The sequence below is a fragment of the Sphingopyxis sp. CCNWLW2 genome (assembly GCF_037095755.1).
GTDB lineage: Bacteria > Pseudomonadota > Alphaproteobacteria > Sphingomonadales > Sphingomonadaceae > Sphingopyxis.
Genome location: NZ_JBAWKJ010000003.1, coordinates 689251 through 705182 on the forward strand (window position 1 = coordinate 689251; position 15932 = coordinate 705182).

The 15932-nt window shown below is 64.7% G+C and carries 13 protein-coding genes; 7 read left to right on the forward strand and 6 right to left on the reverse strand.

Features of this window, described 5'->3' with window-relative positions:
- Window positions 1-30: 30 nt before the first annotated feature.
- The 6 genes from kduI to V8J55_RS20680 all read right to left on the reverse strand — a co-directional run bounded on the left by kduI (window position 31) and on the right by V8J55_RS20680 (window position 8949).
- Window positions 31-873 (reverse strand): 5-dehydro-4-deoxy-D-glucuronate isomerase, encoded by an 843-nt coding sequence (gene kduI / locus V8J55_RS20655; protein WP_336447452.1) that lies wholly within the window; start codon window positions 871-873, stop codon window positions 31-33.
- A gap of 115 nt (window positions 874-988) precedes the next feature.
- Window positions 989-3145: a hypothetical protein gene (locus V8J55_RS20660; protein ID WP_336447453.1), complete on the reverse strand. Its 2157-nt coding sequence runs from the start codon at window positions 3143-3145 to the stop codon at window positions 989-991.
- A gap of 43 nt (window positions 3146-3188) precedes the next feature.
- Window positions 3189-5972 carry a TonB-dependent receptor gene (locus V8J55_RS20665; RefSeq protein ID WP_336447454.1) on the reverse strand — a complete coding sequence of 928 codons (2784 nt, stop codon included), beginning with the start codon at window positions 5970-5972 and terminating at the stop codon, window positions 3189-3191.
- Window positions 5973-6082: 110 nt separating this feature from the next.
- Window positions 6083-6856, reverse strand: a complete 774-nt coding sequence (locus tag V8J55_RS20670) for a FadR/GntR family transcriptional regulator (protein WP_235211909.1) — start codon at window positions 6854-6856, stop codon at window positions 6083-6085.
- 262 nt (window positions 6857-7118) lie between these two features.
- Window positions 7119-7613: a YdeI/OmpD-associated family protein gene (locus V8J55_RS20675; RefSeq protein ID WP_336447455.1), complete on the reverse strand. Its 495-nt coding sequence runs from the start codon at window positions 7611-7613 to the stop codon at window positions 7119-7121.
- 10 nt (window positions 7614-7623) lie between these two features.
- Complete coding sequence (locus V8J55_RS20680; RefSeq protein WP_336447456.1) at window positions 7624-8949, reverse strand: MFS transporter; 1326 nt, start codon at window positions 8947-8949, stop codon at window positions 7624-7626.
- Window positions 8950-9118: 169 nt separating this feature from the next.
- On the opposite strand from V8J55_RS20680, the gene cyoA reads away from it, so the two are divergent.
- The 7 genes from cyoA to V8J55_RS20715 all read left to right on the forward strand — a co-directional run bounded on the left by cyoA (window position 9119) and on the right by V8J55_RS20715 (window position 15927).
- Entirely contained in the window at window positions 9119-10300 is a 1182-nt protein-coding gene (gene cyoA / locus V8J55_RS20685; protein WP_336447457.1) for a ubiquinol oxidase subunit II, read from the forward strand.
- Between the two features lie 17 nt (window positions 10301-10317).
- Entirely contained in the window at window positions 10318-12327 is a 2010-nt protein-coding gene (gene cyoB, locus V8J55_RS20690; protein WP_294048184.1) for a cytochrome o ubiquinol oxidase subunit I, read from the forward strand.
- A gap of 4 nt (window positions 12328-12331) precedes the next feature.
- Window positions 12332-12958, forward strand: coding sequence for a cytochrome o ubiquinol oxidase subunit III (gene cyoC, locus V8J55_RS20695; RefSeq protein WP_336447458.1), 627 nt, complete (start codon window positions 12332-12334; stop codon window positions 12956-12958).
- A gap of 68 nt (window positions 12959-13026) precedes the next feature.
- Window positions 13027-13380, forward strand: a complete 354-nt coding sequence (gene cyoD / locus V8J55_RS20700) for a cytochrome o ubiquinol oxidase subunit IV (RefSeq protein ID WP_336447590.1) — start codon at window positions 13027-13029, stop codon at window positions 13378-13380.
- Window positions 13377-14078 (forward strand): SURF1 family protein, encoded by a 702-nt coding sequence (locus V8J55_RS20705; RefSeq protein ID WP_336447459.1) that lies wholly within the window; start codon window positions 13377-13379, stop codon window positions 14076-14078. The genes cyoD and V8J55_RS20705 overlap by 4 nt, the downstream gene beginning before the upstream one ends.
- On the forward strand, window positions 14078-15385 hold the full coding sequence (locus tag V8J55_RS20710; protein WP_336447460.1) for an ATP-binding protein: 1308 nt from the start codon (window positions 14078-14080) through the stop codon (window positions 15383-15385). Before V8J55_RS20705 ends, V8J55_RS20710 begins: the two co-directional genes overlap by 1 nt.
- On the forward strand, window positions 15382-15927 hold the full coding sequence (locus V8J55_RS20715; RefSeq protein ID WP_336447461.1) for a response regulator transcription factor: 546 nt from the start codon (window positions 15382-15384) through the stop codon (window positions 15925-15927). The genes V8J55_RS20710 and V8J55_RS20715 overlap by 4 nt, the downstream gene beginning before the upstream one ends.
- Window positions 15928-15932 lie beyond the last annotated feature (5 nt).

A 15932-nucleotide genomic window follows, 5' to 3' on the forward strand; every position in this document is an offset into this window, starting at 1 on the left:
TCCGCCGATTGCCGGTTAAATATCAGCAGCTTAGGCGAGCTGACAGATGTCGAGGACGTTCATGTCGTCATAGTCCTGGTTCTCGCCCGCCATGACCCAGATGAACGCGTAGGCGCTGGTGCCTGCGCCCATGTGGATCGACCAGGGCGGCGAGATCACCGCCTCGCCGTCCGCCATGACGATATGACGCGTGGCGTCGCCCTGACCCATGAAGTGCATCACCCGGCCTTGCTCGGGATCGTCGAGATCGAAGTAGAAATAAATCTCGCTCCGGCGTTCGTGGACGTGCGGCGGCATCGTGTTCCACACGCTTCCGGGCTTGAGGATGGTGAGGCCCATCGCGAGCTGTGCGCTGTCGCATACGCCCGGGATGACGAGCTGGTGGATCGTCCGGTCGTTCGCCTCTGCCAGACTGCCGCGCTCAAGTATCTTGGCCGTGGCGAGCGGCAGTTTTCGTGTGTCGAAGGCGCGGTGGGCGGGGGATGAGGCGAGATAGAAACGCGCGCCGTCGCCGGAAAAGCTGACGTCTTTCGCGCCCATCGTGACGTATAAGCTGTCCTTCGAGCCTAGCGCGAACGGCTCGCCATCGACGGTGACCGTCCCCGCGGCGCGGCCGACATTGACGATGCCGAGTTCGCGCCGCTCGAGGAACGGGTGGCCGGCAGCGGAGGCGGGTTCCGATTGATCGGGCAGGCGGACGCTCCCGCTCTCGACCAGCACCCCGCCGATCACCAGCCGGTCGGCATGGGTGTAATTGAGCACGCATTGGTTCGGGCGAAACAGATTCTGGATGAGATAGCGATCGCGCAATTCGTCATTGGACACGCCCGCCATCATGTCGGGATGAGTGGCGTAATAGGTTCGATCGAACATGGCTGCTCCGAAGAAGGACCGGGCCGGGCCAGTATGTTGGCGGCACCGCTCCGCGTCAAAAGGCCACGTGCAGTTGCCATCGAAGCGATGACGACTGCACGGGCAGGGGAGGTTCTTATTTCCCTTTCAGGAATACCGGCGGCGTGTAGGCGCCGTTCGTCGCGACGTCCCACACCTCGATGCGCGCCCATTTCCGGCCGCTGAGGTTGACGCGCTTTTCGATCGTGCGCGTGCCGAACGGCGCGGCGCCGGTCAGGTCGATGCGATCGCGATAGACTTTTTTGCCGTCGCCACTCACGACTTCGGCGAAGGCGGGCGGGAAGGTCCATTCGATCTTCGCACGCACCACGGCATTGCGTCCGAAACTGGCTTCCTCGCCGCTCTTCGCGCCGTCGATCGTGAATTCGGGGATCAGCACTTCGCCGGTGGTGGTGAAGAAGCGACCGCCGCGCAGCGCGTCGAGCACGCTCTGCCAGCCGTCGGAATAGCGCGGCAGCGGCCCGTCGAGCCGGAGATAGTTGATGTTCATATGCGCATAGAGTTCGCTCTCGTCCGAGAGCTGGAACACGTCGACCTCGCCGGGGGCGAATTTGCGCTCGGACGGTTTCGCCGCCCAATTGTTCATGTCGTCGAGCGTGTCGAGCACGCGCGTGCCGAGGCGCGGCAGCGAATAATCCGACGGCATATTCTTCCACGCGCCGCCGAGGAAGCGGTCGCTCTTGAAGAAGGGCGTGTCCTTATGCTTGTCCGGGAAGCCGTACGAACCCTTGATCCTCGGATGCGCGGTCCACATCAGGCCGTTCTCGTCCTGCATCAGCTTCAGGACATCCTCCGGCGAGCCGACATGATAGATTTTGCCGAGCTTCGGATCATTCTCGACAAAGGGCTGTCCCTCCTTGCGGTCGAGCGTCCAATAGACCGGCTTGGGGAAGAAGCTGATCCAGTGCCCGCCGAGCTGGACGTTGGGCTCCTCGCCCGGAAGCAGCAGCAGCTTGTCGTCGGATAGCCGCGCGGTCTCCGCGTGCATCGTCTTGAGCAAGGTCAGCCGGTCGCCGGCGCGATCGAGCGCCTCGCGCCCGAGGTGAAGTTCGGCGAGATGGACGATCTCGACGTTCATGTCCTTGAAGCGCTTGACGAAGGGCGGGGACTCGAGCCCGTCGGGCACGCCCGTCGATTGCTGGAACCGCGCCGTGTTCAGGAAGGCTTCGGTGTGTTCGACATGATAATGGCTGGTGAAGGTGCGATGCCCGTCGAGCGCCTTGAAACGGTCGCCGCGGGTGTAGGCGAGCGCGGCCTTGGTGACGCTCGCGGCGTCGCCGCTGTCGGGCAGCAGGAAGACACCCATGTCCTGCGTGGTGCCCGGCGGGGCGTTGACCCACGGCACGTAGCGCCGATCGCCCTCGAGCGTCTGGCGCACGCCGAAGCTCGTGCGGCCGGCGAGGTTGCGATAGTCGTTGCCGTACCACGCCGAATTGTCGTTGTTGGCGTAATCGAGCGGGTAGTAGAATTGATGCGGCGGCGGGACCACGCCCAGCGACCCGCCCGCGGTTCCTTCGGCGACGATCATGCGGGCGCGCACCTTGGGCGAGACCGCGGGTTTGCGCGATGCATCGCCTTCCTTGCGCACGATCGTGTCGGACAGATCGGTGAAGGCGATCGAGCGCCAGGGCAGCGCCGCCGATGTCGCGACGCTGAGCCCGGCGTCGAAGGTGTAGGCGGTGGCGGGGCGCTGCGTCGACATCACCATCGCCGCACGCACCAGCCGCGAACCCGGATAGATGGTGAATTGATAGGTGCCCGAGAAGGGCCCTGCCGCCGCGCCGCCGACAATCACCTTGGTATAGCCGCCCTCCGCGCGCACGCTGATGTCGCTGCGCGCGAGTGTCAGCGGGAAGCTTTCGAACGGCCGCGTGCGCGGATTGTCGAAGAAGACCGTCCAGCCCTCTTTGAGATCGCGCGTGCCGACGGTGACCACGCCGGCGGGATCGATCCCGCCGAGCACCGTCTTGCCCGCGATCGAGACCGCCTCGATCAGCGGCTTGCCGGGATCGAGCGACAGGACGAGCTGCGCGCGCTCGCCCGCAGCCGAGGGCCAGTCGATCGTCACCGAGCCCTGCGTCCGCGCAACGCGCACGTCGCCGGGTAGCGCCTTGTCCGACGCGTTGAGAACCGTCGCCGGTGCCTGCGCGTGCGCTGTGCCGGCGACCGCCAAGCTGCCCGCCGTCAGCGCGGTTGCCAGCCCCAGCGCGGTGAAAATCCGTTTCCTGTTCAAACCATCCTCCTGTTTATCGTCATTCGCGGTGCCGTCATCGGGGTCAGAAGTTGAAGCGGACGCCGAGCGAGTAGGTTGTGTCGTCGTTCCGCACCTCGCGGACGAAATCCTCGCGCGATTCGAAGTTGCGCGTTTTCTGGCCCGTGATGTTCGTACCGGCGAGGCTGACCGTGATATTCGGGGTCACATCATAATTCAGGCCGAAATCGAGCCGCCCCGCGGCGCGAATGCCGTTGAGTCCGACGGGGATCGAAACCGGCCGGAGCGAGAGGCCGTTGGTGATGTCGCCGTCGAAATATCTGGAGCGGTAGGTGTAGATCATCCGCGCCGAGATGCCGTATTTCTCGTAAATCAGGCCGATGTTGTAATTATATTTGGAGACGCCGAGCAGCGGCAGGCCCTGAAGCCGGTCGCCGGGGGTCGTCACCTCGCTGTCGATGACCGTGAAGTTCCCGATCACGCCCGCGCCGTCGAGACCTTCGGGAAGGAAGTCGAGGAACAGCTGGCCGCCCACTTCGACACCCTTGATCTTGGCCGAGCCCAGGTTGCGCGGGGTCGAGATCACATATTGCAGGCCGTCGATCGTCCGCACCTCGGTCCCGTTGATGATGCGGTCGGTGATGTCGCGATAGAAGCCGACGACCGAGACATAATTGCTGCGGCCGAAATAATATTCGAGCGACGCATCGAAGCTGTCGGCTTTTTGCGGCCGGAGGTCGGGATTGCCGCCCGATCCGGAGTTCTGGATCGTGCTGACGTAGGAGACGACATAGCTGAGCCCGGGATTGAGCTGGCCGAAGCTGGGCCGCGAAAGCGTCTTCGAATAGTTGAACCGTGCCTGGAGGCCGTCGCCGAACTGAACGCGCGCGCTGGCATTGGGCAAGAGGTCGGTGTCGCTGGTCGAGCGCTGAACCAGCACGACGCGCGATGTGCTCGTTGCCGGATCGGTCACGCGGCCCGAACCCGCAATGTTCCGGTCGGTGCGGGTGAGGCGGGCGCCCACCATGCCGTCGACCGAGATCGCATCGGTCAGCGAGAATTCATACCCCGCCTGCAGGAAGCCGGCATAGCTTTTTTCCTGCGCATCATAATCGCGCGTCGGGTCGAAGGCCGGCGTGTCGGGCGAGATGCGGTACAGCGTCCTGAGCTGCCGCTTGATCGATTCCTGCGTCAGATATCGGGGATCGATCTGCAGGAAGGATGCGCCGCCGTTCATCTGCGGGACCCCGGGGGCCTGCGAGAGAATATCGGAGGGGAGGCCGGCGCTTGCCAGCGGGGTCACGAACGAACCGCCCGGGGCCGGCGGGCCGCCGAGATATTGCTCGAACCCGGCTTTGCGCCGCGCGACGCGAACGCCGGCCTGAACATAGTCGAGGAAGCCGTCGAAGTCGTATTTGGCGTCGCTCATCACCGACCACAACGTGCCGCGGCTGCGGTTGATGTCTTCGGTCATGCCGTTGGCGAAGGCGAGGCCGGCCGGGTCGTTCATCGGGTTGCCGGGCATCGTCGCGCTGACTTCGTGATTGTCATCCCTGACCTGCACCAGTTCGGCGATGCGCTTGCCGATATCGACGCGAAAGCTGTTGTTCCGGTTGATCGACGACTCATAGGAGATGTCGGTATTCCAGCTGAGCGCGCCGATCTCCTTGTTGAAGCCGGTTGCGATCACATAGATGTCGGTGCGCGCCTTGTTGGCGACGGTCGCGGTGTAATATTCGAGATTGCGTGCGGTATAGCCGGTGGCGTTGCACAGCTGGCGGATCGTCCCGGTGCCTGTCGGATTGGTCGGGCTGCGCACATTCCCCGAATAATAGCCGTCGGGGCCGACCGCGAAATCCTCGCAGGTATCGCCCGCGGTCGCCTCGAACGACGTTCCGGTGAAGGCGCGGAAGGTCGGGCGCGCCTGATAGACGTTGCCGCGATAGCCTGCGAACAGGCCCTCGACATAGATTTTGGTGTCGGTATCGGGCGCCCATTCGAGTGAGAAATTGCCCTGCGGGCGCTCATATTTGCCGAATTCGATCGCGGCGGCGAAGCCGGTGGGCGAATGCAGGTTCTGCGGCGAGCCGGCGGGGCCGGCGCTGGTCGCGCGCGTCCAGTCGTTCCACGCGACCGGCCGGGCATATTTATTGCGTTGATAGGAGACGCTGGCCATCGCCGCGATCTCGCCTTCACCCGCGTCCCAGCGGTTGGCGACGAGCAGGCTCACCGCCGGATTGATCGTGTTCTTCGAACCGGCTTCCTGCAGATAGGTCGCGCGCGCGCTGCCCGCGATCGTCAGTTCCTTGAAGTCGAGCGCGCGGCGGAGGCGCATATTGACGCCGCCCGCCACGCCGCCTTCGAGCCGCTCGGCCGAATTGGACTTGTAGACATCGACGCCCGCCAATGCTTCGGCCGGCAGATCCTGGAATGAGAAGCCGCGGCCGACGCCGGTGAAAATCTCGCGTCCGTTGAGCGTGGTGATGATGTCGTCGAGGCCGCGGATGCGCGCGCCAACGATCTCGTTGTTGCCGCCGACGACGACCTGCACGCCGGGCACGCGCTGGAGCGCCGACGCCGTGGTCAGGTCGGGAAGCTTGCCGATGTCCTCGGCGACGATCGAATCGACGACGGCGGTCGACTCGCGTTTGATCTCGGCGGCGCGGGCAAGGCTCTGCCGGATGCCGGTGACGACGATGTCCTCGCCGTTCTGCGCGTCATTCGCCGCCGTACTCGCAGCGGTCTGATTGGCGGATGGTTCGGCGGCCGGCGCGGTCTGCGCCTTTGCGATATGGGCGCCGCTGGCGAGCGCGATCAACGCCACGGAAGCGCGAAGACTGATCTTCAATGGAACTCTCCCTGTAAGACATCATATAAGTTAAGCGGATTGATCATATAATTCTGTCGGACGTAATTCGGTGCCTGAGTTGCCCTTCAGGTCATTGATGTTGGTGGGATTCAGCCCGTCGGGCTGTGGGAGGACATAAAGTCTTGCAGATCGCGGTGCCGTTTGAGGCTGCTGCTCATGTGGCTCCGTGCCGCCACCCGTGCGGCGTCGGGATCGCGGCGGATGATGGCGTCGAGGATCGCCTCATGCTCTTCGCTGATCACCGCCTTGTAACGCGCGCCGACATAGCTTTGCCCCTGGCGCAGATAGAGCGAGCGCGGCGGGACCAGGCGGACGCCCAGGAAATCGATCAGCTTGGCGTAATAGGTGTTCTTGCTGGCCCGCGCGATGACGTTGTGGAACTCGACATCGGCCTTGACCGAATCGTCGAGGCCGATCGCCGCCTCGCCAAGGATCTTGAGCTGCTGGCGCATGCTCATCACATCGACCTCGCTGCGCCGTTCGGCGGCCAGCGCGGCCATCTCGGTTTCGACGCTGAGCCGCAGCTCGAGCAACTGGATCACGTCGCTGAGATTTTCGACCTCTTCGCGCGTGATCTGAAATGCCTGATAGCGTGCGGTCTCGCTGACGAAGAGACCCTTTCCTTGGCGCGCCTCGACCAGTCCGGCGGCGGCGAGGCGGGCGACCGCTTCGCGGACCACCGTCCGGCTCACGCCCAGCACGTCGACGAATTCCGCCTCGGTGGGAAGTTGCGAGCCGGGCCAGTTTGCGCCGGACAGGATGCTTGCGCGGATATGTTCGCACGCGGCGTCGACCAGCGACGGCCGCCGCTTGCGAAGCGCCAGCCGCTCGTCGTGCACAGCGTCGGTTCCGCCCTGCCTCACGCGCCCATTCTCCCGCCGCCAGCGCTTGATGCGCCATACCCGACTCACATTACCAGTTATAAGTTATATGACAACTTAAATAATTTCATTTCATTTTAGAAAGATGTTCGAAACGCGCAGGGCCAAGCGCGTGCGCCTGAGGCGGGGAGGTCACCCGTATATTTGCAGAGGGCAAGCGCTTCCCAGTGGGACGTCGGCTCGGTCGATCCCCGATAGGCCGGACATTGTGCCATCGGCGATGTCGCCGTGCGGGACGTGTCGCTCAGTTCCAGTCGCGGGCGAGGAAACGCGCCTTTGCGCCGCCGAGGACGCCGATGGCGCGATCGATGTTGCGTTGCCTTGCCGCGTCCGATTTCAGATTGGCGAGGTAGCGCAGAATTTCCTTCTTGAGACTCGGCTGGAGGCCGTTCCATCTGGCCTTGGCCCCGGCGTCTTCATCAAGGCGCGCCGCAAATTCGGGCAGCATGTCGTCTTGCGGGCCGCTGCGATAGGCGGGATCGAAGGCGACCGACACGTCGACGGTGTCGCCGACGTCGGTGCCCGACGCCTTGCGGACGACGCCGTCGAGATACAGGTAAAAGCCCCCGTCGCCCGTCGGCATCATGTTGATCCGCCACGCGGGATCGGGCTGGCCGTTCACCTGGACGCGCACGGGCAGGGGCTTTTTCCAGCCGGCCTTGATCCGCCGCGCCCGTGCGACGCTGACCGGCACATAGGGATTGATCCCCTTGCGCTTGATCTTCGCCCGGAATTCCATCGGTGCGCGGTCAGCCGATCGTGCTCGCCAGTTCGCGGTTGAGCCAGAGCGCGACGAGCGTGCCGATCGCGCCCGAGAGCAGATAGGCGCCCGCGGCGATCAGCCCGAACTGGCTGGAGAGCCAGAGCGCGACCATCGGCGCGAAACCGGCGCCGAACAGCCAGGCGAGGTCGGAGGTGAAGGCCGAACCGGTGTAACGGTGGCGCGGATGGAAGTTCGACGAGAGCGCGCCCGACGACTGGCCGAACGACAGGCCAAGCAGTGCAAAGCCGAGGATCATAAAGGTCGCTTCGCCCGCCTGACCGGCGTCGAGCAGTTGCGGCGCGAAGCCGCTGAACGCCGCGATCGCAGCGGCGGTGACCGCGAGCAGCGTGCGGCGGCCGACGCGGTCGGCGAGCATGCCCGAGGCGACAATCGAGCCGACGCCGACGACCGCGGCGATCGCCTCGATCATCAGGAAGCGGACCGGGCTTTCGTCGGTGAACAGGAACACCCAAGACAGCGGATAGACGGTGACCATGTGGAACATAGCGAAGCTGGCGAGCGGCGCGAAGGTGCCGATGACGATCGTCTTCCATTCCGACCGCACCGTTTCGAGCAAAGGCGCGGGCTGGAGCGCGCGGTTCTCGAACAATTCTGCATACTCGGGGGTCACAACGATGCGCAGCCGCGCGAACAGAGCGACGACGTTGATCGCGAAGGCGACGAAGAAGGGATAGCGCCAGCCCCACGCAAGGAAATCCTCGGCGGGCAGCGCCGCGATCAGGAACATGAAGAGCAGGCTGGCGACGATGAGGCCGAGCGGCGCGCCGAGCTGCGGGATCATCGCGTACCAGCCGCGCTTGTTCTCGGGCGCATTGAGCGCGAGCAGCGAGGCGAGGCCGTCCCACGAACCGCCGAGTGCGACGCCCTGACCCATGCGGAACAGCGCGAGGAGCAGCGCGGCGCCGATGCCGGCCGTTTCATAGCTGGGGACGAAGGCGATCGCCGCGGTCGAGCCGCCGAGCAGGAACAGCGCGATGGTGAGCTTTGCGCCGCGGCCATAGGCGCGGTCGATCGCGGTGAAGATGATCGTGCCGACCGGACGCGCGACAAAGGCGAGCGCGAAGATCGCGAACGACCAGAGCGTGCCCGTCAGCGGATCGAGATGCGGGAAGACGAGCTTCGGGAACACCAGCACCGACGCGATGGCATAAACGAAGAAGTCGAAGAATTCGGAGGTGCGGCCGATGATGACGCCGATCGCGATCTCGGCCGGGTCGATGCGGTGGCCGTCTTCATGGAGGGCGCGGGCGTCGCGTTCGACCTCGGTAGTGGGCACGGTATCGGCAGCCATGGTAACAATCCTTGAGCTGGCGCCATTCGCAGGACAGGATGCGACGGCACGAGTCGGTCATAGGGCAAAATTACCCCGAATGAAAATGCCCCTGCGCGATCATGGACGGTCGCGGGATTGGACAAAATGTCCTATGTGCAGTGCAGCAAAGGAGGCCTAGGCGCGCATCATGCCAAGCAATCTCCCCCGTTTTCCCGCCCGATTGCGGCTTCTGCCGCTGCTCGCCGCGCTGCCTCTCTTGTCGGGCTGCGGGCTGGTCGTGCTCGATCCCGCCGGCGACGTCGCGCGCCAGCAGGGCGACCTGATCGTCCTGTCGACCGTGCTGATGCTGCTGATCATCGTGCCGGTGATGGGGCTGACGATCTTCTTCGCGTGGAAATATCGCGCATCGAACAAGGAGGCGACGTACAAGCCCGACTGGGACCATTCGACCCAGCTCGAGCTGGTCATCTGGTCGGCGCCGCTGCTCATCATCATCTGCCTCGGCGCGGTGACGTGGGTCGCGACGCATTTGCTCGATCCCTATCGCCCGCTCGCGCGCACGGCGCCGGGCAAGCCCGTCGCGGCGGAAGTGAAGCCGCTCGACGTTCAGGTCGTCGCGCTCGACTGGAAATGGCTGTTCATCTACCCCGAACAGGGCGTTGCGACGGTAAACGAGCTGGCGCTGCCGGTCGATCGGCCGGTCCGCTTCCGCATCTCCTCCTCGTCGGTGATGAACAGCTTTTACGTACCCGCGCTCGCGGGGCAGATTTACGCGATGCCGGGCATGGAAACGAAGCTGCACGGCGTGTTCGACAAGACCGGTGAGTTTGAGGGCTTTTCGGCCAATTATTCGGGCTGGGGCTTTTCGAACATGCGCTTCGCGGTGAAGAGCCTGCCCGCGGGCGAGTTCGACAAATGGGTCGCGACCGCCAAGGCTTCGGCCGAAGGCGACCTCAGCCGCGATACCTATCTGAAGCTCGAAAAGCCGACGCACAAGGAGCCGGTCCGCCGCTTCGCCGCGAGCGATCCGCAGCTGTTCGACGCGGTCGTCAACATGTGCGTCGAGCCCGGCAAGATGTGCATGCACGACATGATGTCGCTCGATGCCGCGGGCGGCGCGGGCATAGCAGGCATCGGCAATGTCCGGCAGGTGACCTATGACAAGTTCGCCGCGCGCGGCACCGTCGACGCCGCGCGCTGGAGCATACGTTATGTCGCGGCCGCTTGCAGCGCGCCGGTGATGTCGAACGACCGCCCCGACGCGAAGCGGGTCGCGCCGGCGATGCTGAAGGGCGAGGGGCTTCCGGTCCCGGCCAAGCCCGAACGCACCGCGCTGAGCGCGCCCGCCGCCACCCGCCCGATGTCCTGAACCGAGCCGAGATCCCCATGACCCCGCATCCCGCACCCGAAACCGGCCCGATCCTTGGCAAGCTGTCGCTCGAGGCGCTGCCGCTGCACGAGCCGATCCTTGTCGTCACCTTCATCGGCGTCGTCCTTGGCGGCATCGCCGTGCTCGGCCTGATCACCAAATTCCGCCTCTGGGGCTATCTGTGGACCGAGTGGTTCACCACCGTCGACCACAAGCGGATCGGGATCATGTATATGATTCTGGGCCTGATCATGTTCCTGCGCGGCTTCGCCGACGCGATTATGATGCGCATTCAGCAGGCGATGGCGTTCGGCGGGTCCGAAGGTTACCTGACCCCGCATCATTATGACCAGGTGTTCACCGCGCACGGCGTGATCATGATCTTCTTCGTCGCGATGCCGTTTATCACCGGGCTGATGAACTATGTCGTGCCGCTGCAAATCGGCGCGCGCGACGTCAGCTTCCCCTTCCTCAATAACTTCAGTTTCTGGATGACGACCGCGGGCGCGGTGCTGACGATGATTTCGCTCTTCGTCGGCGAATATGCACAGACCGGCTGGCTGGCCTATCCGCCCTTGTCGGGCATCGCCTACAGCCCCAATGTCGGCGTCGACTATTATATCTGGGGCTTACAGATAGCCGGCGTCGGCACCACCCTGTCGGGCATAAACCTGATCGTCACGATCCTGAAGCTGCGCGCGCCGGGCATGGGGCTGATGAAGATGCCCGTCTTCACCTGGACCTCGCTCTGCGCGAACATCCTGATCGTGGCGTCCTTCCCGATCCTGACCGCGACGCTCGTGCTGCTGACGCTCGACCGTTATGTCGGCACCAACTTCTTCACCAACGACCTCGGCGGATCGCCGATGATGTATGTGAACCTGATCTGGATCTGGGGGCACCCCGAGGTTTACATCCTCGTGCTGCCGCTGTTCGGCGTCTTTTCCGAAGTCACCTCGACCTTCTCGGGCAAGCGGCTCTTCGGCTACACCTCGATGGTCTATGCGACGATCTGCATCACGATCCTGTCGTACCTCGTGTGGCTGCACCATTTCTTCACCATGGGATCGGGGGCGAGCGTCAACAGCTTCTTCGGCATCACGACGATGGTGATCTCGATCCCGACGGGGGCCAAGCTCTTCAACTGGCTGTTCACCATGTACCGCGGCCGCATCCGTTTCGAGCTGCCGATGATGTGGACGGTCGCCTTCATGCTGACGTTCGTTATCGGGGGCATGACCGGGGTGCTGCTCGCGGTGCCGCCCGCCGACTTCGTGCTGCACAACTCGCTGTTCCTGATCGCGCATTTCCATAACGTGATCATCGGGGGCGTCTTGTTCGGCCTTTTCGCGGCGATCAATTACTGGTGGCCCAAGGCGTTCGGCTACAAGCTCGACGTCTTCTGGGGCAAGGTCAGCTTCTGGTGCTGGGTGGTCGGTTTCTGGGTCGCTTTCACGCCGCTCTATATCCTCGGCCTGATGGGCGTGACGCGGCGCATGCGCGTGTTCGACGACCCGAGCCTGCAAATCTGGTTCGTGATCGCAGGCATCGGCGCGCTGATCGTCGCCGCGGGTATCGGCGCCATGCTGGTCCAGTTCGCGGTGAGCATCTGGCGCCGCAAGGAGCTGCGCGACACCACCGGCGGCGATCCGTGGGACGGCCGCACGCTCGAATGGGCGACCAGCTCGCCGCCGCCCGACTATAATTTCGCCTTCACGCCGGTGATCCACGACCTCGACGCATGGTACGACATGAAGAAGCGCGGGCATCAGCGGCCGGTCGATGGCTATCGCGACATCCATATGCCGAGCAACACCGGCACGGGGATCATCCTGTCGGGCTTCTGCCTCGTCATGGGCTTTGCGCTGGTCTGGCACATCTGGTGGCTGGTCGCGCTGAGCTTTGCCGCGACGATCGTCGGCGCGATCTATCACACCTTCAACTACAAGCGCGATTTCGATATCCCGGCGGCGACGGTCACCGCGGTCGAGGAAGCGCGCACCCGCCAGCTGGCGGCCGGAGCCTGATGCGATGAGTGCCAAGACGATAGCCGCCGACGCGCCCGTCCAGTTCTACGACCTCGACGAGCATGCGCATCCCGAGGGGCACAGCACGATGCTGGGCTTCTGGATCTATCTGATGAGCGACTGCCTCATCTTTGCGATCCTCTTTGCCTGCTACGCCGTGCTCGGGGGCAGCTATGCCGCTGGCCCGGCGCCGAAGGATCTGTTCGACCTGAAGCTGATCGCGCTCAACACCGCGATGCTGCTCTTCTCGTCGATCACCTATGGCTTTGCGGTGCTGCAGATGCAGCAGGGCAAGGTGCGGGGCGTACAGATATGGCTCGCGATCACCGGCCTCTTCGGGCTCGCCTTCCTCGGGATCGAGCTTTACGAATTCCACCACCTGATCGAGATCGGCGCGACGCCGCAGCGCAGCGCCTTCCTGTCGAGCTTCTTTACGCTCGTCGGCACCCACGGGCTGCACGTCACCTTCGGGATCGTGTGGCTGGTGACCTTGATGTTCCAGCTGTCGAAGCACGGGCTGATCGCCGCGAACAAGCGCCGCGTGATGTGCCTCAGCATGTTCTGGCACTTCCTCGACGTCGTGTGGATCGGCGTCTTCACCTTTGTCTATCTGATGGGAGTGCTGCGGTGAGCCCCAATACCAATCAAAGTGGCCCGCACGCCACCGCCCACGCGCACGACGGTCCTCACGAGATCGAGATGCCGCACGCGTCGATGCGCGACTATGTCATCGGCTTTGTCCTGTCGGTGATCCTGACCGCGATCCCCTTCTGGCTGGTGATGACGATGCCGCTCAGCGCGGGCGCGACGGGCGCGATCATCATGGGCTTTGCGGTCGTCCAGATCGTCGTCCACATGGTCTTTTTCCTCCATATGACCCCGAAGGCCGAGGGCGGCTGGTCGCTGACTTCGCTGATCTTCACCGTGATCGTCGTGGTGATCATGCTCGCGGGCTCGCTGTGGGTGATGCACCACCTCAACACCAACATGATGCCGATGCCGCACGAACCGACGAGCCAGACGGCGGGTACGACGACGGGTCAGGTGCCGTGACACGCACTCGCCGCGCGGTTTTTGCCGCGGCGGCGCTGATCGCGGCGATCGGCCTCGCGGCGCTTGGCGTCTGGCAGATCGAACGGCGCGTGTGGAAGCATGAGCTGGTCGCAGCGGTTGAGGCGCGTGTTCATGCGGCGCCGGTGGCTGCGCCGGGGCCGGGTGCGTGGGATGCGGTCGACGCGAAGAATGACGTCTATCGCCGCGTGACCGCGACCGGGCAGTTCCGACATGATCGCGAAACGCTCGTGCAGGCGGTGACCGATCGCGGACCGGGCTACTGGGTGCTGACCCCGCTCGAAACGCCGCGCTTCACCTTGCTCGTCAATCGCGGCTTCGTGCCCAAGGATCGGCGTGATCCGAAAACGCGCGCCGCGGGCAATGTCGCGGGGCCGGTGACGGTGACCGGGCTGCTGCGCGTCACCGAGCCCGAGGGCGCATTCCTGCGTTCGAACGATGCGGCGGCGGGCCGCTGGTTTTCGCGCGATGTCGCGGCGATCGCGAAGGCGAGGGGGCTCGGCAACACCGCGCCCTATTTCGTCGATGCCGATGCCTCGCCCAACCCCGGCGGCTACCCGGTCGGCGGGCTGACTATCGTGCGCTTTCCCGACAATCATCTGGTCTATGCGCTGACCTGGTTTGCGCTTTGTGCGCTCAGCCTCTTTTTTGCATGGCGGCTGTGGCGTATTCGCGATTGATGACCCGCCCAACCATCCCTGCGACCACGCCTTCGAGGGCGCCCGCCGGCCGCCGCAACATGACGCTGCTGATCCAGCTGCGCTGGATCGCGGTCGGGGGCCAGCTCGCGACGATCGGGATCGTCAGCGGGCCGATGGGTATCGCGCTGCCGCACGCGCCTCTGCTCGCCGCGATCATGGTGCTGATCGCGATCAATTTCGCGAGCATCGCCTTGCTCCGCCGCGGCCGCGCGGTGACCAATGCCGAGCTGACCGCGGTGCTGCTGTTCGACGTTGCGGCGCTCTGCTGGCAGCTCCACCATAGCGGCGGGCTCGCTAATCCCTTTGCCTCGCTGTTCCTGTTGCAGGTCGTGATCGGCGCGATCCTGCTCACCCCGCGTTCGTCGTGGGCGATCGTCGTCGCGGCGCTCGCCGCGCTCGCGGCGCTGCGCGTCGATCCGACGCCGCTCGTGCTGCCGCCCGCTTACGCCGGCGATCCGATGGGGCTGTATCTGAAGGGCAGCTTCGTGTGCTTCCTGCTGATCGCGGTGCTGTTCGTCGCTTTCGTCACGCGGATCAACCGCAACCTGCGCGATAGCGACGCCGCGCTCGCGACGAGCAGGCAGCGCGCGGCTGAAGAGGACCATATCGTGCGCATGGGGCTGCTCGCGTCGGGCGCGGCGCATGAGCTTGGGACGCCGCTGTCGACGCTGTCGGTGCTGATCGGCGACTGGAAGGCGGCGCCGCGGCTCGCGAAGGACCGCGAGATGCAGGAGGATCTCGCCGACATGGATGCGGCGGTGCAGCGCTGCAAGGCGATCGTCAGCGGCATTTTGATGTCGGCGGGCGAGGCGCGCGGCGAGGCACCGCAATTGACGACGATGCGCGCCTCGTTCAACGAGATCGTCGCGCACACGCGTGCGGTGCGCCGCCCCGGCACGGTCGAATTCAACGACCGCTTCGGTGCCGATGTCGCGATCGTGTCGGACCCCGCGCTGCGACAGGTGATCGGCAACGTGCTCGATAACGCGGCCGAGGTGTCGCCCGACTGGACGCGCTTCACGACGTCGCGTGACGGCGACATGCTGGTGATCGAGATCGCCGATCAAGGCCCGGGCTTTAGCCCGGAGATGCTGGAGAATTTCGGCCAGCCCTACCGCTCGACCAAGGGCCGCCCCGGCGGCGGGCTCGGCCTGTTCCTGCTCGTCAACGTGCTGCGTAAGCTGGGCGGTGGCGCGAGCGTGTCCAATCGCGACGTGGGCGGCGCGCTCGTCCGGATATTCCTGCCTATTTCGGCCCTGGCACGGCCCGATGGAGAGAAGGCATGACCGAGGTCGAGGATAGCGGGCGACGCTTGCTGATCGTCGAGGATGACGAAACCTTCGCGCGGACGCTGAAACGCTCGTTCGAGCGGCGCGGCTATGCGGTCGAGGTAGCGCATAGCCCGGAGGAGATGGATGCGCTGCTCACGGCGTTCCGGCCCGGCTATGCGGTCGTCGATCTGAAGCTGGGCGGCGCGTCGGGGCTGGCGTGCGTGCAGACGTTGCGGGCGTCGGATGCGACGATGCGGATCGTCGTGCTCACCGGCTTTGCGAGCATCGCGACCGCGGTCGAGGCGATCAAGCTCGGCGCCTCCTATTATCTCGCCAAGCCTTCGAACACCGACGATATCGAGGCGGCGTTCGACCGCGCCGAGGGCAACGCCGAAACGCCGCTCGACGCGCGTCCGTCGTCGATCAAGACCGTCGAGTGGGAGCATATCCACCAGATTTTGGTCGAGACCGATTTCAACATTTCGGAGACCGCGCGCCGGCTCGGCATGCACCGGCGCACGCTGGCGCGAAAGCTGGAGAAAAGGCAGATCCGCTAGGCTGC